This window comes from Kribbella polygonati, from assembly GCF_050320105.1.
GTDB lineage: Bacteria > Actinomycetota > Actinomycetes > Propionibacteriales > Kribbellaceae > Kribbella.
The window spans coordinates 4,877,244-4,899,748 of sequence record NZ_CP190129.1; the positions used below are offsets into that span (position 1 = coordinate 4,877,244).

Below are 22,505 nucleotides of genomic sequence, written 5' to 3' on the forward strand. Positions count from 1 at the left end.
CCTGCACCCCTGACGGCTGGTTGACCCTAGACTCGGGCCAGCCGAAGGGAGTCAGCTGTGTCCGACAGCAAGCAGATCACCAAGGTGCTGGTCGCGAACCGGGGCGAGATCGCCGTCCGGGTCGTCCGGGCCGCCGCCGACGCGGGGATCGCCAGCGTCGCCGTGTACGCCGACCAGGACCGGGACGCGCTGTTCGTCCGGCTCGCCGACGAGGCGTACGCGCTCGACGGGTCGACACCGGCCGACTCCTACCTGAACATCGGCAAGATCCTGGACGTCGCGGCCCGCTCCGGCGCGGACGCGGTCCACCCGGGCTACGGCTTCCTGGCCGAGAACGCCGACTTCGCGCAGGCCGTCCTGGACGCGGGCCTGATCTGGATCGGCCCGCCGCCGTCGGCGATCGACTCGCTCGGCGACAAGGTCAAGGCCCGGCACATCGCGGAACGGGTCGGCGCCCCGCAGGTCCCCGGTACGCCGGACCCGGTCGCGGACGCGTCCGAAGTGGTCGCGTTCGCGGAGCAGTACGGCCTGCCGATCGCGATCAAGGCGGCGTACGGCGGTGGCGGCCGCGGGATGAAGGTCGCGCGGACCATGGAGGAGATCCCGGAGCTGTTCGAGTCCGCGACCCGGGAGGCCGTGAGCGCCTTCGGGCGCGGCGAGTGCTTCGTCGAGCGGTACCTGGACAAGCCGCGGCACGTCGAGACGCAGTGCCTGGCCGATGCCCACGGCAACGTTGTGGTGGTGTCGACGCGGGACTGCTCGCTGCAGCGCCGGTACCAGAAGCTGGTCGAGGAGGCGCCGGCTCCCTTCCTGTCGGACGAGCAGCTTTCGCTGCTGTACTCGTCCTCGAAGAAGATCCTGCGCGAGGCCGGGTACGTCGGCGCCGGGACGTGCGAGTTCCTGGTCGGGCAGGACGGGCTGATCTCGTTCCTCGAGGTGAACACCCGCCTGCAGGTCGAGCACCCGGTCTCCGAGGAGGTCACCGGGCTGGACCTGGTCCGGGAGATGTTCCGGATCGCTCAGGGCGAGGCCTTGGGGTACGACGACCCGGTTGTGTCGGGGCATTCGATCGAGTTCCGGATCAATGCCGAGGACGGCGGGCGCGGGTTCCTCCCGGCCCCGGGGACGTTGCTGCGCTGGCATGCACCGTCGGGTCCCGGCGTACGGCTGGACGGCGGGTACGACCAGGGCGAGACCGTGCCGGGCGCGTTCGACTCGCTGGTCGCGAAGCTGATCGTCACCGGACGGGACCGGACGCAGGCGCTGGAGCGCTCGCGGCGGGCGCTGCGCGAATTCGTCGTCGAGGGCATGCCGACGGTGATCCCGTTCCACGCCTCGGTGGTGTCCGATCCGGCGTTCGTCGGTACGGACGGATTCCAGGTGCACACGCGGTGGATCGAGACCGAGTACGACAACCAGCTCACGCCGTACGACGGCCCGACCGCCGAGGCCCCCGAGGACACCGAGCGGGAGAAGGTCACGGTCGAGGTCGGCGGCAAGCGGATCGAGGTCGTGCTACCGGGCGGCCTGGGCGGGATCGCCCCCGCGGCCGGCGCGGCCGGCAAGAAGAAGCCGACCCGTCGCGCGGGCGGCACGAAGAGCTCCGCGGCGTCGGGTGACTCGCTGACGTCGCCGATGCAAGGCACCATCGTCAAGATCGCCGTCGAGGAGGGCGCCACCGTCGCCGAGGGCGACCTGATCGTGGTCCTCGAGGCGATGAAGATGGAGCAGCCACTGAACGCCCACAAATCCGGCACCATCACCGGCCTGACCGCCGAGGTAGGCGCCACGGTCGCAGCCGGCGCCACCATCTGCGAAATCAAGGACTGACCCCCAGGACGCCGCCGGCAACGGCTCTGGTGACGCTGTGGGTGACGCGCGCGGATGACGCCGTGGATGACGCGCGTGGATGACGCGCGTGGATGACGCCGTGGGTGACGCCGCCGGTGCTGCTGCGTCCAGTCCGGTGCCGGGATCGACGCGGTCGCGTTCGACTGTGAGGATCCGGACGGGCTCGGCCAGTTCTGGGCAGGCGCCGCTCGGCGCTGACCTGCGCCCAACCGACGACGGCGTCACCGCCTGACGGCCCGGCAGCGGCGTCGCCTTTCACCTCGTAAGGATGAGCAGTAACGCCGAGTCCGACCAACTCGATAACGCTGGCGGGGGGAGATATGGGCGAGGGGGACAAGCCGGACGGCTCCTGGGAGTTCGGCAGAGGGCTGACCGCCGTCGGCGCCATCGGTGGCGTTTTGTTCTAGCTGGACGTCGACCAACAGCCGCTGAGCGATACCGGGTGGCTTGGGCTGGCGTTCATCGGCTGCCTGCTGACCGTTGTCGGCGCGGTGTTCACGCTGCGCGGCGTCGTCGGGACACTCAGGACTTTGGCGGAAGGTGCTTGACCTGGGGGCAGCGGGTAGCGGGTAGTTGCCGAGTCGTTCGGCGCGGTGTCGCCTTCGCGATCAGCACAAGGACCGTGGACAGACCAGTCTGCCGTCCGCTGGGGCTCAGGTCAGATGGTGATGAAGGCCGGCGGATCGGTAGCGGGGGTGGTCGGCGCGTGCTCGCCCCAGACCGCGAAGCGAGCCGCGGCGGTCAGGGTCGCGTCGTCGGCCTTCCAGCGGCTGGTCCGGGCGGCGGGCACGGGTGTAGTGCCGCAGGGGTCGTCTGGCGGCTGATTGGGTCCGGCCTGTCGGGGTCTGCTGTCGGGTGTGGTGTCGGGTGTGGTGTCGGGTGTGGTGTCGGGTGTGGTGTCGGGTGTGGTGTCGGGTGTGGTGTCGGGTGTGGTGTCGGGTGTGGTGTCGGGTGTGGTGTCGGGTGTGGTGTCGGGTGTGGTGTCGGGTGTGCAGTCGGGGTACTTAGGCGAGGCGGCCACCGCACCTGGTGGCTCGGGTGCGGGCGGGATGCCGCCGGATGGCTGATCAGCTCGGACGGTGGTTGCAGCGGCTGGCCGGGTCGAGCGGGCATCGGTACGTCGCGCGGGATAGTCGCCCGTAGGTTGGGCAGAGTCGACCTCTGCGGGTCGCGCAAGGAAGTCGCCCGTAGGTTGGGCAGGCTCCGCCTCTGCAGCTCGCGGTGGGTATGTGGCCGCGGGTCGGATGTGTGCGGCGGCTGGTTGGGCTGAGCCTGTCGCTGCGGGTTGGGTGAGGTGAGGGCCTGGTGGCTGGACGGCGCACACAACGGTGGGGTCGGCCCAGGCTGGGCGGGCTACCTGGACCTTGCCGTCGGTGATGGTGATGCGCCAGCGGCCGTTGTGCAGGTCTACGTGGTGACGGCGGCACAGCAACGCCAGGTTGTTGAGGGCGGTGGGTCCGCCGTCCAGCCACGAGGTCAAATGGTGGGCGTCGCACATCACCGGCGGCGCCGCACACACCACACACCTCCGGTCCCGGGCCACCAGCGCGTGCCGGATGTGCCTGGTGACCAGGCGCTCACGGCGCCCGACGTCCAGCGGTTCGGACTTCGACCCGAGCACCAGCGGGATCACGTTCGCATCGCACGCCAGGCGCCGGATGGTGGCCGCGGACAGGTCGTCGCCATACACGGTCTGGCCGGTCGCGTGCGCGGTCGCCGACCTCAGGTCGTCCAGGTCGATCGTCACGGTGATGTTCGCCTTCGCGCCGTGGCCCGCGGTGTCGGTGTCCCACGCGTTCGACGCGACCGTCAACGCGGCGGTCAGGGCGTCGGCCTGGCGCTTGTCGCGAGGGCGCGGGTCATGCTCACCGTCGACGGTCTTGTGCGGGCGGGCACCAGCGTGCACGATCGCGCGGAGGAGTTCGGCGTTCTCGTTGGCGAGGTAGCCGCGGATCTTCACGCCGTTCTCGGCGGTGCTCAGGGTGAGGGATTCGCGGGCGTAGGCTTTGTGCTCGTCGGGTTCGGGGCCGTCGGCGTCGATCCGGTCGCACAGGTGCTTGGCCGCGGCCCGCAGCTCTTGCGGGGTGTGGGTGGGGACGAGCCCGACCAGTTGCTGCTCGGTGACGTCGAGGGTTTCGACCGGGACCCGGTCACGGACGCGTTCGAGTTCGGTGATGATCGCGGCCGCGTGGCCGGTCTGCAGCTGGTGAACCGTGCCGTCGGCCGACACGACACCGTCGGCGAGGGCGGTGTCCACGGCCTGGTACTTGGGCAGGGCGCGGGCCACGCGGACGTCGCGCGAGACCTCGGCACGGTCGCGGCGGTGGCGGACGGTGAGGAGTTCGACGGTGTCGCGGGCGCCGACTTCCTCGGGCACGCCGTCGGCCTCGCAGCGGGCGATGAGTTGCAACTCGACGGATCGCAGGCGGACGATCTCGGCACGGACCTCGTCCAGGGCAGGCAGCACCTCATGGTTGCCGATAGCAACCACTGTCCGTCCGCCGAGAATGCCCATGAACAGACTCTAGCTGGCGGGTCCGACAGATTTCAAAGCCTGGAAGCCCTTATTTTTAAGGGAATTTGTTATCCACAGATTTGCGGCCAGCTGTCGGTTGTGGTCGTCGGTCGGCTGTGGAAATCTCTGGTTGAGCAGCGCGGCTTCACGGAATCTCTGGCTCTCGGGCCAGAGGCCGGAGGCGGGTCTCCGATGCCAGGAGCTCTCACCCCGCTCGTCCAGAAGACCTCTACCCTGTCTCGACACCAGCACGCTAACGGGCACTACACCCTCAGCTGCGAAGCCGGCAATGGCCGCGACCTACCGCGAGTCGTTCGACGCCGTGTGGGACCAAGCCACCCCGCTAGCGTGAGTAGCATGGTACGCACCGACTATTACGACGACCCCGGCGCGCCAGAGCCGAACTCGCTGGTCTTTGCAGCATCCGCGGTCATCACCGACGACGACGGACGGGTTCTCCTGATCCGTCGAGCCGATTCCGACAACTGGGCCCTGCTCGGTGGCGCACTCGATCCCGGAGAGTCCATCAGCGACTGCGCCGTGCGCGAGGTTCGCGAGCAGACCGGACTCGATGTTGAGGTCACCGGAATGGTCGGCACCTACACCGATCCACGCCACGTCATCGCATACTCCGATGGTGAGGTCAGACAGCAGTTCAACGTCTGCCTCACTGCACGCACCGTCGGCGGATCGCTCATGCGCTCAGACGAGTCCACCGACATCGATTACATCGATCCAGCTCGGTTGAATGCTTTGCGGATCCACCCCACGCACCTCCTGCGGCTGACGCACTTCCTCGACTCCAGCCGCAGCCAGCCGTATCTCGGCTGAGTCCCCCACGCTGGCTCGGCCCGCGTCTTCGTGCCCTTCCTCGGCCCGCTCCGCAGCACGTCAACGGCCGCGCAGCACGCGGGAGAGCAGTCCTCCGCACAACGACCGCCGGGCGTCGGACGCCCGCTGACGGTCCACTGCAGGCTTGAAACAGCCGCCGCGATACGGCGACCTTTCCACCCACACCACGCACCACGCTCCCCGCGCCGGCACCCCCGCCCGGCAACCACCCGACGCGCACCCGCCTAAGGCGGCAAAAGGCAGCCGCCGCGAAGCGGTGACCTTTCCACAACCGTCCCCGCGCCGGGGCGTCCGCTCCGCACCACCCCACGCGCACCCGCCGAAGGCGCAACAGACAGTCGCCGCGAAGCGGCGACCTTTCCACCCGTGCCAGGTAACACCCGTACCCGCGCCGGGGCGCCCACTCCGCACCACCCCGAGCGCACCCCCCGAAGGCGGCAACAGACAGTCGCCGCGAAGCGGCGACCCTTCCACCCACACCACACACCACGCTCCTCGCGCCGGCACCCCCGCCCGGCAACCACCCGCGCACCCGCCGAAGGCGGCAACGGACAGCCGCCGCGAAGCGGTGGCCTTTCCAGCCGTGCTGGGTAACACCTGTACCCGCGCCGGGGCGTCCATTCCGCACCACCCCACGCGCAGCCGCCGGAGGCGGTGACGGGCGGCCGGCGCGAAGGGTGTCCGTTTGCGGTGTTCTTTCACCTTCGGCGTGGCATAGTGCGCTGGTTGGGTTGGACGTGAGGAGCGGGGTATGTGGCGGGATCGGGCTCGGTACTGGTTCGACAGCACGATGTCGCGGGGTACGCCGGCGTTGATCGCCTGGCTGGGGTTTGCCTCGGCGGTGCTGGTGCTGGTGATGTCGTTGCTGGTGATCTGGCTGGTGCCCAGGGATGTCGTCCAGCACGGGGGCTGGGCGGACATGTTCTGGGTGACGCTGATGCGGGCGATCGACACGGGTACGGTCGCCGGCGACAGCGGGAGTCCGTTGTTCCTGTTCTTGATGCTGCTGATCACGATCGGCGGGATCTTCGTGGTGAGTGCGTTCATCGGAGTCATCACGACAGGGCTGGACGGGAAGATCGAGGATCTGCGGAAGGGGCGGTCGCGGGTTGTCGAGCGGGGGCACACGGTGGTGCTCGGGTGGTCGGAGCAGGTGTTCACGGTGGTCGCCGAGCTGGTGCAGGCGAACCAGGACCAGCGCCGTACCTGTGTCGCGATCCTCGCCGACAAGGACAAGGTGGAGATGGAGGACGAGCTGCGCGCCCGGATCGGTGATCACGGGAAGACCGTGGTGGTGTGCCGGACCGGGAATCCATTGCGGCCGGCCGATCTCGACCTGGTGAACCTGTCGGCGGCCAGTTCGGTGATGGTGTTGCCGCCGGCGACCGAGGACGCGGACATCCAGGTGATCAAGATCCTGCTCGCGCTCGGTGAGCGGGCCCGGAAGGCCGACGGGCCGCATGTGGTGGCGGCGTTGCGAGAGTCGGACAACCTGGCGGCGGCGCAGCTCGCCGGTGGGCCGCGGGCGGAGCTGATCGGCGGGGACGATCTCGCCGTACGGCTGATCGTGCAGGCGCACCGGCAGTCCGGGTTGTCGGCGGTGTGCATGGAGTTGCTGTCGTTCAGCGGCAACGAGTTCTACCTGCGCGGCGATCCGGCCGCGGTGGGGCAGCCGTTCGGGGAGGTCAGCCGGACGTACGACCGTGGCGTCCTGGTGGGCATCCGGTACGTCGACGGGCGGGTCGTGCTGAACCCGTCCGTCGACACCGTCGTCGCGGCCGGCGACGAGCTGATCCTGCTCGCCGAGGACGAGGCGCTGATCCGCCGCTCCACCACCCCGGCACGGATCGTCGAGGACGCGATCGCGGTGTGCACCGAGCCCGAGCCGTGCCCGGCCCGGACCCTGATGATCGGCTGGAACAAGCGCGCCCCGAAGATCCTCGACCTGCTCGACGACTTCGCCACCGGCGGCTCGCACCTGCAGATCGCCGGCGCCGACGAGCCCCGGCCCGCGACGTACCAGAACCTGACCATCGGTACGACGACCTGCGACCCGACGAACCGCGCCGCCCTGGAGGCGCTGGACGTCAGCAGCTACCAGCACGTGATCATCCTGGCCGGGGACAACCTCGACGAGCAGCAGGCGGACGCCCGTACGTTGCTGACCCTGCTGCACATCCGGGACCTCGAGCAGCGGCTGAACGCGCCGTACTCGATCGTCAGCGAGATCAACGACGACGCGAACCGGGAGATCGCGCAGGTCACCGAGGCCGATGACTTCGTGGTCAGCGAGAAGCTGATCAGCCTGCTGCTCACCCAGCTCAGCCAGAACCTGCACCTCGCCGAGATCTTCACCGAGCTGCTCGGGCCGGAGGGCGCGGAGATCTACCTGAAGCCGGCCGCGGACTACGTCGTACCGGGCACCGCGGCGACCTTCGCGACCGTCGCGGAGGCTGCCCGCCGGCGGGGCGAGACCGCGATCGGGTACCGGGTCGCGAGCGGGTTCCACCGGGCGCCGCGGTACGGCGTCACACTGAACCCGCCGCGGGACGCCGAGCTGACGCTGACAGCTAACGATCGGGTAATCGTGCTCGCAGACCTCGGATTGACAGACAGTTCTCAGGTTGACGCTGTAGGTTCCGTCCAGGCATCCGGTTGAGGAGGGTTACTGCATGTCCAAGAAGACCCACCAGCAGCAGCTGGCGGCGCGCAAGGCCAAGCGACAGGAAGAGCGGGCCGCGGAGCACCGGCGGCAGCGCCGGAACCTCGCGGTCACCGTGGCGTCGGTCGTGACGGTGGTCGTGGTCGTCGTCGGGGCGTTCGTGGTCTTCGGCGGCGGTGACGAGAAACCGGCGGCCGCCCCGTCGGTGGCCGCGGAGAACAAACCCGCCAGTATCCCGACCGCGATGTTCCCGGCCCCGAAGCGGGCGACGCCGCTGGCCGCCGAGGTGAACTGCACGTACAAGAAGAGCGCCGAGCCGGCCGCGAAGAAGGTGAACCTGCCGGCCGACGGCAAGACGAAGGCGTCCGGTACGTCGAAGGTCAGCCTGGACACGTCGATCGGCGACCTGCAGCTGACCCTGGACAGCGCGCTCGCGCCGTGTGCGGTGAAGAACTTCTTGAGCCTGGTCGGGCAGAAGTATTTCGACAACACCAAGTGCCACCGGCTGACCGTCGGCGAAGGGCTACAGGTGCTGCAGTGTGGCGACCCGACCGGTACTGGCTCCGGCGGGCCTGGGTACAGCTTCGCGGACGAGGTCTACCCGACGCTGAAGTACGGCCGCGGGATGCTGGCGATGGCGAACTCCGGGCCGAACACGAACGGCAGCCAGTTCTTCATCGTGTACGGCGACGCCTCCGGGCTGACCGCGCAGTACACGGCGTTCGGGACGATCGACGAGCCGAGCCTGAAGCTGATCGACAAGGTCGCGGAGGCCGGCGTCACGCCCCAGAACAGCCCGCAGGACGGGACGCCGGTCACTCCGGTCGACATCAAGACCGCGACAGCTGCTGCCTAGGCGAGCAGGCCGTAGCGGGACCGGGGCCACGCCAGGAGGGCGTGGACCTGGGTGATACCGGACTGCTGCAGGAGCTCCACCGTGCCCTCGCGGAACTTGTACAGGTTGGTCGCGGGGTCACGGGTGGTGTTCCAGTTGTAGTCGGCGTACGACTGCATCGCCTCGCGGTAGCGCGGATCCGGGCTGACCGAGTCCAGGATCAGCAGGTTCTTGAACCAGATCGAGTTGAACGCGGCGCCTTGTTTGGCGAGCATCTCGGGCGTGTTGTAGAACGCCAGCGACGCGCTCGCGACCGACTTCGCCTCCCGCAGGTACCGGGCGTCACCCGTTGCCTTGAACAACAGCACCCCGGCGCCGAGCATCACGCCCTGGTTGTAGCTCCACTGCGTCTTCTCGACGTTCCCGGCCAGGTCGATGTGGTCCCAGTAGAGACCGTTCGGCGCCAGCATGCAGGTCTGCGCCCACTGGTACATCTTCTTGGCCCACGTCAGGTACGACGCGTCGTGGGTCAGCAGGTACAGGTGCGCGCCGAGCTCCGCACCTGGGCCGTTCGACACCGTGTTGCGGTCGTGGCTCCACGGCGCCTGGGTCCAGTACACGCCGCCCGCGCACGGGTGCGACGGGTCCGTGTCCCAGCCGTGCACGACCAGCGCGAAGATGTCCTTGGCACGCGCGAGCGCGGCAGCGTCGCCGGTCCGCTTGTACCGCTGGATCATGTTCAGGCCGATCCACTCGTTGTCGTCGTAGAACTTGTCGCCGCCCTGCCCGTTCGGCGGCCGGACGTACGAGTCGTAACCGGTCGGCGTGGTTCCCGAGTTCCAGTAGAACCCGTACGCCGCGACCCGGCGGTCCGCCTCCGCGGAACCTGCCCGGCCCGCGCCGGGCACCCCGGCCAGGTCCTCGGCCGCGATCGCCGCCTGCGAGTACGGCCAGACGTACGAGTACGCGTTGGACTGGGTGTTCGGGTACTCCTCGAGGAGCAGCCCGCGGCCGGCGTCGAAGTACGTGTTGATGGCGTCGTACGACGCCCTGGCCCGCGCCGCCGCGACGGGGTCGGTGCCGAGCGCGTCCCCGGCACTGGCCGTGGACATGTTCAGCGCTCCGAGGGTCGCGACCGCGAGCATTCCCGCGGCGAGACGTGTTGATATACCAAGCTTTCTGCGCATCGACCTGCTCCTCCTGGGCGGTGGTTGACAGCGATGTCACGTTCTAACCGGCGCATGGAGGGCCCGTCAATGGTTCAGCCACCGGCTCTTCGGCGGCTCTAGTTGGCATATCAAGTCAGCGGGCCGGGAAGCTGATCCAGGACGAGCGCAGGTGCAGCCCGATCCGGACCTGGTCGGCGGTCAGCACCCGGGACCCGCGCGACCCGACCGCCTGCACGGTGAGCGCCCGCCCGCCGCCCGGGCCGACCCCGGTCCGCTTCAGCACCCGGACGTACCGGATCGACCCGACGTCGAAGACCGCCTGCATCTCACCGGCGGTCCGGGTCACCCGCCAGGTGACGTTCGGGTTCCCGTTCCGCGGGTAGGCGTCCCAGCCGTCCACCTTGGTCAGCTGGTACGGCGCGTCGCCGGCCGCCGTCGCCCCGCCGTTCGACGAGGAGAACTCCGCGATGATCGGCCTGCCGCCGTACAGCCGGATCTGCCCGGCGGTGGCGGCGATCGCGTTGTTCGTCGACGTCACCTCGTCGTCGTACCCGCCGTACACCTGGCAGGAGATGGTGTCGCACAGGTCGTACGCCCTCGCCGTCGCGCGGCTCCGGTGGTACACCGAATAGGTGCGTGCGGCAACGGCCTGGGCCTGGAGCGCGGCCGGCCGCCAGCTGGTCACGGCTTCCCGCGGTACGACGCCGCGCAGGTAGTACTCGAGTGGCAGCACGTTCACGGTGTCGAGGTGCGCCCCGGACACGTCGACCGCCCGCAGCGCGCCGCGGTACCGGCGTACCGCGCCGCTCGGCAGCACCAGCCCGATCACCGCGGCACCCTCGAACTGCGCCATCCCGGTGAACGTCTTGTACAGCGTCCATTTCTTGGTCGTCGCGTTGTACGAGCTGAGCGTGGTGCCGTGCTCGCCGTTCGGGTCGATCGACCACTGGTTGATCGTGGATGCCTTCGGCAACGGATAGACCTTGCCGGTGGCGAACGAGCGGACCGCGAGCCCGTTCACCACGCCGACCCGGACACCGTCGGTGGTGTCGGCGCTGATCAGCACCCTGATGCTGCCGGTCGCCTTCCCGGTGGTCGTCCCCGGGTAGTAGAAGTCGAGGATCTGTTTCACCGACTTCCCGGCCAGCGCGGCCCCCTGGGCGCCGTACTGCGACAGCCCGCGCCCGTGCCCGAACCCGCGTCCCGTGATCGCGGTGTCCGGTACGGCGGCCGGTGTGATCTCGCGGGCGTGTGCGGTCGTGCTCACCAGTGTCGACGACAGCACGACCGCCGCGATCACCCGTTTTCTCATAGATCCCTCCCGTAGACGACCTGCACCTGCCGGACGCGGCGGTCCCAGACCAGCCAGCCGCGCTGGAACTTCTGCCGGACCCCGCGGTGCACCTGGTACGCGTCGGTGATCGGCAGCCCGAGCCGCGCGCTCCCCGCGCCGAGCAACCGGTACCGGGTACGGAACGCGCCGGCGGTCGAATGCGGGCCGGTGGCAACGGAGTAGAAGACGTCCCGGGTGGCGAAGTACGTCGCCCGCCCGGTCCGCGTCGGGTGCTCGCCCCAGAACGGCTGCCCGATGTTCCGGAAACCCAGCTTCCTTGCGTACAGATAGATCGGGGTCGCGAAACTGCCGCCCATCAAGGCGTTCACGCGCTGCCGCAACCAGGGAAGCTGCTTGTACAGCTCGGTCCCCGGACAGTCCGTCGCCTTCGTGTCCCGGTGCCCGGAGACCGTGTGCAGACTCTTCCCGTCGAGCCGGATCGTTGCCGAGGGCGACCGGTAGTTGGCGTCCAGCTTCCAGGCGAGCACCCGCGCGGTCGCCTCGAGCATCGCCGCCGGCGGGGTGGTCTTGTCGTAGTTCCCGATCACCGCGACCCCGAACGAGTTCGCGTTGTACGACGCGGTGTGCGCGCCGAGCACCGGCAGTTGCGCCCCGCCCGCGCGCCCCTCGAAGATCCGGCCGAACCGGTCGACGAGGAAGTTGTACCCGAGGTCGCACCAGCCGCGGCTCTTCACGTGGTACGCGTACATCGCCCGCACCATCCCCGCGACGTCGGTCCGGCTGTAGTCGTTGCGGTCCGCGGTGTGGTGCACGAACGCCCCCAGCACCGTCGTCGTGTACTTCGGCCGCGCGCACGATGCCCCGTTGTAGGTCCGCAGCCGCTCGTCGGCGCCCCACCGGCGCCGGCTGACCATCAACGGCATCGGGTACGGCGACGCACTGGATGTAGGGCCGACGCCAGGTTCATCGGCGTCCGTGCTCAGGACGCCCGGTTGGATCAACACGACCTTCGCACCGGAAACCGGCGTACCGGAAGCACTGATCGCACTGGCCTGGACGCCGGTGGCATTTCCTACCCATAACGGTTCGGTGCCCGCGCGCTGAATTCCTTCGGTATCCAATGGATCGGGCCCGTGGTCGTCCTCGACCGGTAACGATTGCCAATCGGTCCATTTCCCGTTCTGCTGCACCCGGACCTTCGCGGTCACGTTCCGCACACCTTCCGGCCAGGTGATGCCGACCGTTCCGTACGGCGCGGTGCGGGCCTGGACGGAGGGTCCGTCAAGGGAAATCTCCTGGTAGGAGGGGTCGTCGGGGGGTTGCAGCGGGACCAGTGCGGACGCGGTCAGCACGAGCGGGAGCAGTCGCGCGGTCTTGCCCATAGGCGGCCTTCCGGCGGGGTCGGGACAGACGCTGGGCGGCGCGCTCCTCGATTATGCGTCGCCGGTGACCGCTTTCCCGGGATTGCGTCACCCTGCGTGGCGGCCGCCGCCTTGAGGCATTCGATAGGGTTGGCGGAAAGGACCCCCGAGAGAGGCCCGTCATGGAATTCATCCTGATCATCGCGGTCGTGGTGATCGCGGGGCTGGCGTACAACTCCTACCGCCGGACCCAGCTGCAGAACAAGAAGCAGCACGAGATCACCGCCGCCGAGCTCGACGCGGTCAAGCGGACCGCCGACGAGGACATCACCCGCTTCGGCGAGGAACTGCAGGACCTCGACCTGGAGATGGTCGGCAAGGACCTCGGTGACGGCGCGCGGCAGGACTACCAGCGCGCCCTGGACTCCTACGAGTCCGCCAAGCAGGCGGTCGGTCAGGTGACCCAGGCCGACCAGATCAAGCACGTGATCGAGATCCTCGAGGACGGCCGGTACGCCGCCGCGTGCGTGAAGGCCCGGGTGAACGGCGAGCCGCTGCCGCAGCGCCGCCCCGCCTGCTTCTTCAACCCGCAGCACGGCCCGTCGGTCGTCGACGTGATGTGGTCGCCGCCGGGCGGCGCCCCGCGCGAGGTGCCGGCCTGTGCGGCCGACGCGGAGCGGGTCCGGGCCGGCGCCGAGCCGGACGTCCGCAAGGTCATGGTCGGCCCGCAGCGGGTTCCCTACTGGGAGGCCGGCCCGGCGTACTCGCCGTACGCACAAGGCCTGTTCGGCGGCGTCGGCGGCGTACTCACCGGCATGTTCATCGGCACCGCGCTCGGTGGCATGTTCTCGGGCGGCGGGTACGGCGACTACGCGGCCGGCTACCAGGACGGCATGGCCGACGGCGACAACGGGGACAACGGCGGTGACAACGGCGACTTCGGCGACGGAGGCGGCGACGGCGGGGACGGCGGCGGCTTCGACTTCGGCGACTTCGGCGGCGGAGACTTCGGCGGCGACTTCTAGGACACACCAGGGCCCCGGTGACCGGACGGTCACCGGGGCCCTGTCATGCACTCATTCGCCGAACAGCGGCGGGTTGCCCTCGGCGGTGTTCAGGAAGTAGACCGAGTCCTTGAAGGAGCCGGGGATCTTGCCCAGGCCGCGGATCACGGTCGCCGCACCGTTGGCGTGCCCAACGGCATACAGGTAGGCCGACCCGCTGTCCTTGTCGACCGCGGCGAGCAGGGTGCTCTGGGTCCCGCACTTCTCCGCGACCAGGTACTCGAAGCCCTGCCAGGTCGAGGTCCGGACCTTCTTCACGATCGGCGCCTGCTTGATGTTCGCCGGCACGTGGATCGTGTACAGCGCACCCCCGTAGGTGTTGGCCAGGAAGGTGTCGTACGTCGCGGTCTCGCTGATCAGCGTCATCGTCTTGACCGCCGAGTAGCCGGTGTACCGCGAGGACAGCTTGTGGTCGGCGTCGTACCGGTAGAGCACGCCGTCGCCGCGCAGCTTGTACGAAGCGCCGCGCACGGTCCTGCCGCCGTAGAAGGTGTCGTCGATCGCCTTGTATCCGTTGTACCCGCCACCGGCCGCCTTGACCGAGGTGAACGGCTTGCCGGTCGAGTCAATCCCGTACGCGCCGTGGTACAGCGTCGAGTTCAGGATCGCGTCGCCGTACCAGGAGGCCTCGCCGGCGATGCCGATCGTCTCGGTCCAGGTGGACATCACCTTCGCGGATCCGGCCGGGAACAGGTGCGGCCCGGTCGACCGCTTGGCGGTGATCGGCGAGCCCGCGGTGACGTCGGTGTTCGCCAGGTCGCCGCCGGACGTGACCGAGCCCAGCCAGAGCCGGCAGGCCGCGGTCGCGCCGGTGGCCGTGGTGGTCGACGCCGTGGCCGCGGTCGCCGGACCGGCGGACGCGACGGCGGCGCCGCCGAGCAGGAAGGCCGAAGCCGCCGCGGCGGCTGTGCGCTTGAATCTCATCAGGGACTTACTCTCCGTTTCGGTTGGGGGCGTCGTCGAGCACCCAGCGAGCGATCACCGGGTCCTTGTAGGTGCCGGGGACCTTCCCCAGGCCTTTGATGACGACGGCGCCGTGGCTGACCGCGTAGAGGTACGCGGTGCCGGTGTCCTTGTCGATTGCGGTCAGGAGGGTGCTCTGGGTGCCGCAGCGCTCGGCGACGAGCGTCTCGAAGCCCTGCCAGGTCGAGCTCCGGATCTTCTTCACCGTCGGCTGCAGCCGGGTGTCGGCCGGGATGTGGATCGTGTAGAGCGCACCGCCGCGGGTGGTGGCCAGGAACGTGTCGTACGTCTTGGTCTCGCTGATCAGCGTCATCGCCTTCACGGACCCGAAACCGGGGTACTGGCGGACGTTCTTCCAGCTCGTCCAGCGGAACAGCACGCCGTCGTTGCGCAGCCCGTACCGCGCGATCCGGGTCGCCGGCGAGCCGTACGTCGCCTGCTCGAACATCGTGAACCGGTCCCACCCGCCGCCGACCGGGTTCGGGTACTCGTACAGCTCCCCGGTCATCTCGTCGTACCCCCAGGACACCTGGTAGAGCCGGGAGCCCATCACGACGAAGCCGTCGTTCGAGCCGGAGTCCCAGCGCCAGCTCGAGGTGAGCCGGACGGCGCCGGGCGTGAACAGGTGCGGGCCCGCGACGGTCTTCGCGGTCGGCGGGTTCGTGGCGGTGATCGTGATGTTCGGCGCGTCGCCGCGGCTCGTCACCGGTTCGAGCTGGACCTTGCATGTGGGCGTCGGAGCGGAGGTCGGGGCGGCGTGCGCCGGGACGGTCGCGAAGGCGCCGAGCAGCACGGCGGTCGCGGCGGTGGCGCGTTTCAGGCTCTTCACAACCTGCACGATGCGGTCTCGACCGGAAAAGTTACCCGCAACTTTCCCGGCGCCGGTGGTATCGAGGTGAGCGAGACACCTTTCCGGAAAGGACCTGTCCGACATGAGCCTGACCCGAACCTCCGCGGTCGCGGCGTCCGCCGTACTGATGGGCGCGCTGGCAACAGGGCCGGCTGCCGCGGCTCCCGCTGCCACTACCGCGGCCTGCACGATGACCGTCGGATCCGTCACCGCCGGGGGCGACATCGGCTACTCCACCATCACCGCCGGCTCGCCGATCAGCGCGAAGCAGTCCACCGGCGTGCACATGTTCACGCCCGGCATCACCAAGCTGAGCACGACCTGGGTACGCAACCCGAAGTCGTCGGGCGGCGACCTCGCGTCCGGCGAGGTGATGCTGAACACGAACCTGTACAGCGCCTGGTACGGCACCGACAAGACCGGGAGGCCGATCTCCGGCTTCAGCAATTCCGACAAGAACTACCAGGGCTACACGTACGACGAGAACGTGTCGGACCGCTCCGACGGGGTCGTCGACTACACGTACCGGCTGCGCAGCGACGGGGCGCTCTACCGGCTGCAGTGGCACTGGACGGACTTCCCGTACACCACGAACACCCGCTTCGACGGCTTCTCCGCCGTGAAGACGATGGCGCTGATCAGCGCGACCCCGACGTACGACACCTTCCTCGCGAACACGCGCGGCGGGGCGCTCTACACGATCCACATCCCGCACGCGGCCGGCAAACAGCCGATCGTGAAGAAGATCCGTACGTCGACCTGGCAGACGTTCGAGTCACTGGTCGCCCAGCGGTGCGGCGCCCAGAGCACGCTGCTCACCGCGATCGACAAGGACACCGGCACCGCCTACCTGTACGCGGTCAGCCACGGCGCCACGGTCATCAAGGGCCTGGGCAAGGTCCCAGGCACCTACAAGGACCCCGTCTACTACCTCTACACCTCGACGGGCGTCCCACCGCTGTACGGCGAATGAGTCAGTTGCGGAGGTGGAGCCGGCGGGCCGCCTCCGCGACCGAGCCGGAGATCGACGGGTAGACGGTGAACGACTGGGCCACCTGGTCGACCGTGAGCCGGGCGCCGACGGCCAGCGAGATCGGGTGGATCAGCTCGCTGGCCCGCGGCGCCACCACCACGCCGCCGACGACGATGCCCGTGTTCGGCAGGCAGAAGAGCTTCACGAAACCGTCCCGGACGCCCTGCATCTTGGCGCGGGCGTTGTCGGACAGCGGCACCTTGACGACCAGCGCCGTACTGCCGCCGGCGTCCACGACCGTCTGGGTGAGGCCGACGGTGGCGATCTCGGGCGCGGTGAAGACGTTCGCGGACACCGTTGACTGGTCCAACGGTGTGACGGCGTCGCCGAGCGCGTGCGCCATCGCGATCCGGCCCTGCATCGCGGCCACCGAGGCCAGCATCAGTACGCCGGTGCAGTCGCCGGCCGCGTACACCCCGCGGGCCGTGGTCCGGGACACCCGGTCGACCTGGACGAACCCGCCGTCGGTGAGCGACACGCCCGACTCGACCAGGTTCAGGTCGTCGGTGTTCGGCAGCGACCCGACCGCGAGCAGCGCGTGCGACCCTTCGACCTTCCGGCCGTCGGTCAGCGTCACCACGACACCATCACCGGACCGCTTCACCGACTCCGCCCGGGACTTGCTCAGCACGGTCAGCCCGCGGCGCTTGAACACGTCCTCCAGTACGGCGGCCGCGTCGGCGTCCTCCCCCGGCAGCACCCGGTCCCGGGACGACACGAGGACGACGTCGCTGCCGAGCGCGTCGTACGCGCTGGCGAACTCCGCACCGGTGACACCGGACCCGACCACGATCAGCCGCTCCGGGAGCTCCTCGAGCTCGTAGACCTGCTCCCAGGTGAGGATCCGCTCGCCGTCCGGCTCGGACCCCTTGAGGATGCGCGGCCTTGCCCCGGTGGCGATCAGCACCACGTCGGCGTCCAGCCGCTCGTCGCCGACCACCACGGTCTCCGGGCCGTCCATCCGGCCGCGGCCCTGGATCACCCGCACCTTGTCCCGGTCCAGCCGGCGGCTGATCCCGGAGGACTGGGCGGCGGCCAGCGCCTTCACCCGTTTGTTGACGACGGAGAGATCGACACGCACGGAGTTCGCGGGATCGTCGTCCCCGTCGTCCAGCCTCACTCCCAGCTCGCCGGCCTCCTCCACCTCGGTCATCACCTCCGCGGTGGCGATCAGGGTTTTGCTGGGTACACAGTCGGTGAGCACGGCAGAACCGCCGATCCCGTCGGAATCGACGACCGTCACCTCCGCCCCTAACTGGGCGGCCGCACTGGCCGCTTCGTACCCGCCTGGACCGCCTCCGATGATCACAACTCGCGCCACGGGAGGCCATTCTTCCGTATCCTGTTTTTCCGTGACCCTGTACGCCGCGTTTGCGTCGAATCTGGACCCGAACCTGATGGCCGAGCGGTGCCCGTACTCTCCCCTGCGCGGGACCGGCTGGATCACCGGCTGGCGGCTCACCTTCGGCGGCGAGGAGCTCGGCTGGGAGGGCGCGATGGCGACCGTGGTCGAGGACCCGGCCGACTCCGCCAACCAGGTCTTCGTCGCGCTGTACGACGTGCACCCGAAGGACGTCGAGCGGCTCGACGAGTGGGAATGGATCGACCAGGACGTCTACAGCAAGATCCAGGTCCGGGTGCAGACCCTGGACGGCGAGCAGCTGGCCTGGATGTACGTGCTGAACGCCTACGAGGGCGGCCTGCCCTCGGCCCGCTACCTGGGCATCCTCGCCGAGGCCGCCGAGGCAGCCGGCGCCCCCGACGACTACGTGGCGGACATCCGGTCCAGGCCGTGCCAGTCGTCGGGTCATTAGAGTGCCCATGTGAACCAAGACCTGAAGGCAGCGGCCGAGGCCTGGCTGCGTGAGGACCCCGACCCCGACACCCGCGCGGAGCTCACCCGGCTCCTGGACGCCGGGGCCACCGACGAGCTGGCCGACCGCTTCTCCGGCACCCTGGAGTTCGGTACGGCGGGCCTGCGCGGAGCCGTCGGCGCCGGCCCGAACCGGATGAACCGGGTGGTCGTGATCCGCGCCGCCGCCGGACTCGCGGCGTACCTGAAGGCGAAGGGCCTGACCGACGGCCCGGTGCTGATCGGGTACGACGCCCGGCACAAGTCGGACGTGTTCGCGCAGGACACCGCGGCGGTGATCCGCGGCGCCGGGCTGGACGCCGTACTGCTGGACCGGCCGGCCCCGACGCCGGTGGTCGCGTTCGGGATCCGGCACCTGCACGCGGTCGCCGGGGTGGTCGTGACCGCGTCCCACAACCCGCCGCAGGACAACGGGTACAAGGTCTACCTGGGCGACGGCTCGCAGATCGTGCCGCCTGCGGACGCCGAGATCGCGGCCGCCATCGCCGCCGTCGGCCCGCTGGCCGAGGTACCGCGCGGCGACGACTGGCAGACCGCCGGGGACGACCTGCTGGACGCGTACCTGGACCGGATCGCCCAGCTCGTGCCCGCGGACGCGCCGCGGGAGCTGAAGGTCGCCTACACCCCGCTGCACGGCGTCGGCCGGACCCTCGTCGAGGCGGCCGTCGCGCGGGCCGGGTTCGCCGTACCGCGGGTGGTCCCGGCCCAGGCCGACCCGGACCCGGACTTCCCGACCGTCTCGTTCCCGAACCCGGAGGAGCCCGGCGCGATCGACGCCGCTCTGGACCTGGCCCGGGAGATCGGCGCGGACATCGCGGTCGCGAACGACCCGGACGCGGACCGGTGCGCGGTCGCCGTACCGGACGTCGACGGGTGGCGGATGCTGCGCGGTGACGAGCTGGGCTCGCTGCTCGGTGAGTTCCTGCTGCCCGGATCGGACGGGGTGGCCGCCTGCTCGATCGTGTCCTCGTCCCTGCTCGGCAAGATCGCGGCGTCCTACGGCGTCCGGTACGTCGAGACACTGACCGGATTCAAGTGGATCGGCCGGGTACCGGAGCTGGTGTTCGGGTACGAGGAGGCCCTCGGGTACTGCGTGGACCCGGACGCGGTGAAGGACAAGGACGGCGTGTCGACGCTGATCCGGGTGCTGCAGCTCGCGGCCCGGGCGAAGGCGGCGGGACGGACCCTGGTGGACCTGCTGGACGACCTCGCGGTCAAGCACGGCCTGCACGCGACCGACCAGCTGTCGGCGCGGGTCGACGACCTGTCGCTGATCGCGCAGGCGATGGACCGGCTGCGCGCGACACCGCCGACGACGCTCGGGGCGTACAGCGTGCAGCGGATCGACGACCTCGGCCAGGGGTCGGAGTCGTTGCCGCCGACGGACGGCCTGCGGTACACGCTGTCCGACGGCGCACGCGTGGTCGTGCGCCCGTCAGGTACCGAGCCGAAGCTCAAGTGCTACCTCGAGGTGGTCGTACCGGTGACCACGGACGTGGCCGCGGCACGGGTCGAGGCAGCGGGCGCGTTGGCAGCCATCAAGACAGATCTGGCTGCCGCGGCAGCTATCTGAGCCGGAACACCTGGCGGGTGGTTCCGGGGGTCAGCGAGCGGCTGCGGCAGCCTCGGCGGCCTCGGCGTGCAGAGAGCTCTGCAGCGACGAGTGCAGGATGCGGAGCGTGCTGGTCGACTGCATCAGCGCGTCCCGCTCGTCCGGGTTCCGGTTCGCCAGCGCGGCGATGTCGTTGATGGCGGCCTCGATCCGGGCGATCCGGTCGGCGACCGTACCCTCCTGGCTGCTGGCCTTGCGGATCGCGTCGGACGTGACCGTCCAGACGTCCTCCTTGTCGTTGGTCCGCCGGGACATGTCCACCATCTGGCTGAGCGCCGCGAGGTCGTGGTCGACCTGGGTGCGCTCCACCGGCGTGGTGATCCCGACGGTCGCCTGGCGCAGCCGGGTGACGTGCCCGGACAGCTCCGACCAGGTGGACCGGCCACTCTTGATCTTGTCCAGCACCTTCGCGTACTCGGTGTTGAACTCGTCGTAGTTCACTCTGACTCCTGCCGTTCGACGATCGACTCAGAACTCTAGGGCCTCTGCGTCAGGAACAAGTAACCACACGATCGCAGATCGTGCAGGTGTCGCCAAAACGCAACAGCCGCCCGGTACGCCAACGCGTACCGGGCGGCTGAGTTACGTGCTGCGAGTCGTCAGCTCACGCCTGGATCAGGCGACGTACGCGGACGAGGCGCGGAAGGTGTTGCAGTTGCCGGCGACGGTGTAGCTGTGCCGCGCGTTGAAACCGGCGGTCACCCAGAACGCGTGGTTCTTCAGCGAACCGTGGTCCCGCGCGCCACCCGGCTGGTCACCGCTGTGGCTGACCACCCAGTTGTACTGGGTCATGAAGCCGCCGCTGAACGGGTAGTTGCGCTTGTTCGCGCCGTCCACGGCACCGCCCAGGCAGGACGCCTGCAGCTCCCGACGCCGGCTCTCCTCGAGCCGCGCGGCGTTGGTGCTGAACGCGGCCGAACGCTGCCAGGACGCGTTCAGGATGCCGGTCAGCCACTGCACGTTGTGACCGTACTCGTGCGACAGCGTGAAGGTCGCGTAGGCCCGGGCGAAGGTCGGGCTCTGCTGGTTCCAGTAGTTGATGATCTGGTACGCCGGGATGTAGATCCAGGCCTTGCCGTTGGTGCCGCAGAAGAACGCGGTGTCGGTGACCACACCACACGGCGAGTTGACCGTGCGGTTGTTGTGCACGACCAGCTTCGGAGCGAACTTGTACGCGGCGCCGGCCTGCTTCAGCGGCAGCGCCCAGGAGCCGTACAGGCACTTGTACAGGTTGTTCTCGTAGGCCACGACGCCCGCGAACGTGCGCAGGGAGACGTTCAGCTCCTTGCACTTCGACGTCGGGATGGCGCCGGTCTTGTACAGCCGGTTGTACTGCACCACGTTCGTCAGCGACGCCTTCGTGGTTACCGCATCACCAGCGGGCGGGTTGCCCTTCACCAGCGCCGTGCCGTCGATCAGCATGTTCGGCGTCGCGGTCGCGGCGGTCGCGGCCGTGGTCGCCGTGCTGGAGGTCTGCGCGGCCTGGGCGTTCGGCAGTGCCAGGGCGGCGAGGCCGGCCAGGGCACCGACCGTGGCCACGCCACGCAGGGTGTAACGGGAGAGGTTGACCATGAGCTCCACTCTCGATGTGTCTTAGGGACCTGTTGAGCCAATCCTGGAGTGCACAGGGGTTCACCAGGGCTTGAACACGGGCTCTGACGCAGCGATTCGCGCCACAGTTCCGCTGAGTTGCTTCTCAGCCCGCAAGTTTCGCACCCAGGAATCGCAACTGGTCAGGCAGCATGCGCCGCCAGTAGCCGCCGGTGTGCAGACCGGGCTGTTGGCCGCCGTCCGCATGCAGCTCGGTGCGCAGGTCGTGGGCGGCTCCTGCGAACGGATCGTCCCGCCCACAGTCGATCCGGATCGCCGCACCCTGGAAACTGGTTGCCCTACCCAGCACCTGGTTGTTCTCGAAGTCCGTCTCGCTGTCGAACGCGCCCGCTTGTACGTCGGCGTACCGGTGCCAGAGCGCGGGACTCATCGCACCGACCGCGACCGGCCGGACCTTGCGCTGCAGCACCTGGAGCAGGGCGCCGTACCCGCCCATCGACCAGCCGAGCACGCCGTACCGGCCGGTCGCCAAACCACGGGCCGCGAGCAACGGAAACAGCTCCTGCTCGATCATCGCGCCCGGGTCGGTGCCGTCGGCGCGGCGGTGCCAGTAGCTGTCCCGCCCGCCGTCGACGGTCGCGATCGCGTACGGCGGCGTACCGGATCGGACCGCGGCGGTCAGGTAGCGGTCCATGCCGAGGTCGTTGACCGCGGCGCGGTGGTCGCCGCCACGCCCGTGCAGGGCGAGGACGACCGGCAGCCGGGCGCCCGCGGCGTACCCGTCCGGATAGACGACGCTGTAGCCGACCTCGGTACGGCGGGCCTTGGACGCGAAGGTCCCGGAGACGACCGGCCCCGCGGGTACGTCGGGGACCACGCCGTCCGGGCCGGTGAGCCCGAGCAGTTCGTGCACCCGGCCGCGACCGGGGACGGCACCGGTCTCCAGGGCGGTGACTCCGGCGACGGCGGCGACCGCGGCGGCCGCACCGGTACGGAAGAACGTCCTGCGGGTCAGCAACG

18 protein-coding genes are annotated in these 22,505 nt (G+C 69.5%); 8 read left to right on the top strand and 10 right to left on the bottom strand.

Going from position 1 to position 22,505, the window contains the following annotated elements:
• Positions 1-57: 57 nt before the first annotated feature.
• A complete protein-coding gene (locus tag ACQHIV_RS23100) occupies positions 58-1,830 on the top strand; it encodes an acetyl/propionyl/methylcrotonyl-CoA carboxylase subunit alpha (RefSeq protein WP_427885072.1) in 1,773 nt (590 codons plus the stop codon).
• Positions 1,831-2,509: 679 nt separating this feature from the next.
• Here ACQHIV_RS23100 and ACQHIV_RS23105 read toward each other — a convergent pair.
• A complete protein-coding gene (locus ACQHIV_RS23105) occupies positions 2,510-4,366 on the bottom strand; it encodes a DUF222 domain-containing protein (RefSeq protein ID WP_427885073.1) in 1,857 nt (618 codons plus the stop codon).
• A gap of 357 nt (positions 4,367-4,723) precedes the next feature.
• Between ACQHIV_RS23105 and ACQHIV_RS23110 the strand changes: the two genes are divergently transcribed.
• From ACQHIV_RS23110 to ACQHIV_RS23120, 3 genes are all read left to right on the top strand, one after another.
• Positions 4,724-5,197 carry an NUDIX domain-containing protein gene (locus tag ACQHIV_RS23110; protein WP_427885074.1) on the top strand — a complete coding sequence of 158 codons (474 nt, stop codon included), beginning with the start codon at positions 4,724-4,726 and terminating at the stop codon, positions 5,195-5,197.
• 772 nt (positions 5,198-5,969) lie between these two features.
• Complete coding sequence (locus tag ACQHIV_RS23115) at positions 5,970-7,877, top strand: CASTOR/POLLUX-related putative ion channel (protein WP_427885075.1); 1,908 nt, start codon at positions 5,970-5,972, stop codon at positions 7,875-7,877.
• 13 nt (positions 7,878-7,890) lie between these two features.
• Positions 7,891-8,736, top strand: a complete 846-nt coding sequence (locus ACQHIV_RS23120) for a peptidylprolyl isomerase (RefSeq protein ID WP_427885076.1) — start codon at positions 7,891-7,893, stop codon at positions 8,734-8,736.
• Here ACQHIV_RS23120 and ACQHIV_RS23125 read toward each other — a convergent pair.
• The 3 genes from ACQHIV_RS23125 to ACQHIV_RS23135 all read right to left on the bottom strand — a co-directional run bounded on the left by ACQHIV_RS23125 (position 8,733) and on the right by ACQHIV_RS23135 (position 12,560).
• Positions 8,733-9,827 carry a glycoside hydrolase family 76 protein gene (locus ACQHIV_RS23125; RefSeq protein ID WP_427885077.1) on the bottom strand — a complete coding sequence of 365 codons (1,095 nt, stop codon included), beginning with the start codon at positions 9,825-9,827 and terminating at the stop codon, positions 8,733-8,735. The two genes, ACQHIV_RS23120 and ACQHIV_RS23125, sit on opposite strands and share 4 nt — an antisense overlap.
• 190 nt (positions 9,828-10,017) lie before the next feature.
• The gene (locus ACQHIV_RS23130) at positions 10,018-11,196 is read right to left on the bottom strand and encodes a SpoIID/LytB domain-containing protein (RefSeq protein WP_427885078.1); all 1,179 of its coding nucleotides are present in this window, start codon (positions 11,194-11,196) and stop codon (positions 10,018-10,020) included.
• A complete protein-coding gene (locus ACQHIV_RS23135; RefSeq protein ID WP_427885079.1) occupies positions 11,193-12,560 on the bottom strand; it encodes an N-acetylmuramoyl-L-alanine amidase in 1,368 nt (455 codons plus the stop codon). Before ACQHIV_RS23135 ends, ACQHIV_RS23130 begins: the two co-directional genes overlap by 4 nt.
• Before the next feature lie 161 nt (positions 12,561-12,721).
• On the opposite strand from ACQHIV_RS23135, the gene ACQHIV_RS23140 reads away from it, so the two are divergent.
• On the top strand, positions 12,722-13,564 hold the full coding sequence (locus ACQHIV_RS23140) for a hypothetical protein (protein ID WP_427885080.1): 843 nt from the start codon (positions 12,722-12,724) through the stop codon (positions 13,562-13,564).
• 51 nt (positions 13,565-13,615) lie between these two features.
• Here ACQHIV_RS23140 and ACQHIV_RS23145 read toward each other — a convergent pair whose 3' ends face one another.
• Together ACQHIV_RS23145 and ACQHIV_RS23150 are read right to left on the bottom strand one after the other, a co-directional pair.
• Positions 13,616-14,527, bottom strand: coding sequence for a hypothetical protein (locus ACQHIV_RS23145; protein WP_427885081.1), 912 nt, complete (start codon positions 14,525-14,527; stop codon positions 13,616-13,618).
• Positions 14,528-14,534: 7 nt separating this feature from the next.
• The gene (locus ACQHIV_RS23150; RefSeq protein ID WP_427885082.1) at positions 14,535-15,395 is read right to left on the bottom strand and encodes a hypothetical protein; all 861 of its coding nucleotides are present in this window, start codon (positions 15,393-15,395) and stop codon (positions 14,535-14,537) included.
• A 103-nt stretch (positions 15,396-15,498) separates the two neighbouring features.
• Between ACQHIV_RS23150 and ACQHIV_RS23155 the strand changes: the two genes are divergently transcribed.
• On the top strand, positions 15,499-16,389 hold the full coding sequence (locus ACQHIV_RS23155; protein ID WP_427885083.1) for a hypothetical protein: 891 nt from the start codon (positions 15,499-15,501) through the stop codon (positions 16,387-16,389).
• Position 16,390: 1 nt separating this feature from the next.
• Here ACQHIV_RS23155 and ACQHIV_RS23160 read toward each other — a convergent pair whose 3' ends face one another.
• The gene (locus tag ACQHIV_RS23160; RefSeq protein ID WP_427885084.1) at positions 16,391-17,770 is read right to left on the bottom strand and encodes an NAD(P)H-quinone dehydrogenase; all 1,380 of its coding nucleotides are present in this window, start codon (positions 17,768-17,770) and stop codon (positions 16,391-16,393) included.
• A 31-nt stretch (positions 17,771-17,801) separates the two neighbouring features.
• On the opposite strand from ACQHIV_RS23160, the gene ACQHIV_RS23165 reads away from it, so the two are divergent.
• A complete protein-coding gene (locus tag ACQHIV_RS23165) occupies positions 17,802-18,263 on the top strand; it encodes a gamma-glutamylcyclotransferase (RefSeq protein WP_427885085.1) in 462 nt (153 codons plus the stop codon).
• A 9-nt stretch (positions 18,264-18,272) separates the two neighbouring features.
• Positions 18,273-19,895, top strand: coding sequence for a phospho-sugar mutase (locus ACQHIV_RS23170; RefSeq protein ID WP_427885086.1), 1,623 nt, complete (start codon positions 18,273-18,275; stop codon positions 19,893-19,895).
• Positions 19,896-19,925: 30 nt separating this feature from the next.
• Here ACQHIV_RS23170 and ACQHIV_RS23175 read toward each other — a convergent pair whose 3' ends face one another.
• The 3 genes from ACQHIV_RS23175 to ACQHIV_RS23185 all read right to left on the bottom strand — a co-directional run bounded on the left by ACQHIV_RS23175 (position 19,926) and on the right by ACQHIV_RS23185 (position 22,503).
• A complete protein-coding gene (locus ACQHIV_RS23175) occupies positions 19,926-20,375 on the bottom strand; it encodes a hypothetical protein (RefSeq protein ID WP_427885087.1) in 450 nt (149 codons plus the stop codon).
• Positions 20,376-20,549: 174 nt separating this feature from the next.
• Positions 20,550-21,473 (bottom strand): neutral zinc metallopeptidase, encoded by a 924-nt coding sequence (locus ACQHIV_RS23180; RefSeq protein ID WP_427885088.1) that lies wholly within the window; start codon positions 21,471-21,473, stop codon positions 20,550-20,552.
• 157 nt (positions 21,474-21,630) lie between these two features.
• Positions 21,631-22,503: an alpha/beta hydrolase gene (locus ACQHIV_RS23185; protein ID WP_427885089.1), complete on the bottom strand. Its 873-nt coding sequence runs from the start codon at positions 22,501-22,503 to the stop codon at positions 21,631-21,633.
• Positions 22,504-22,505 lie beyond the last annotated feature (2 nt).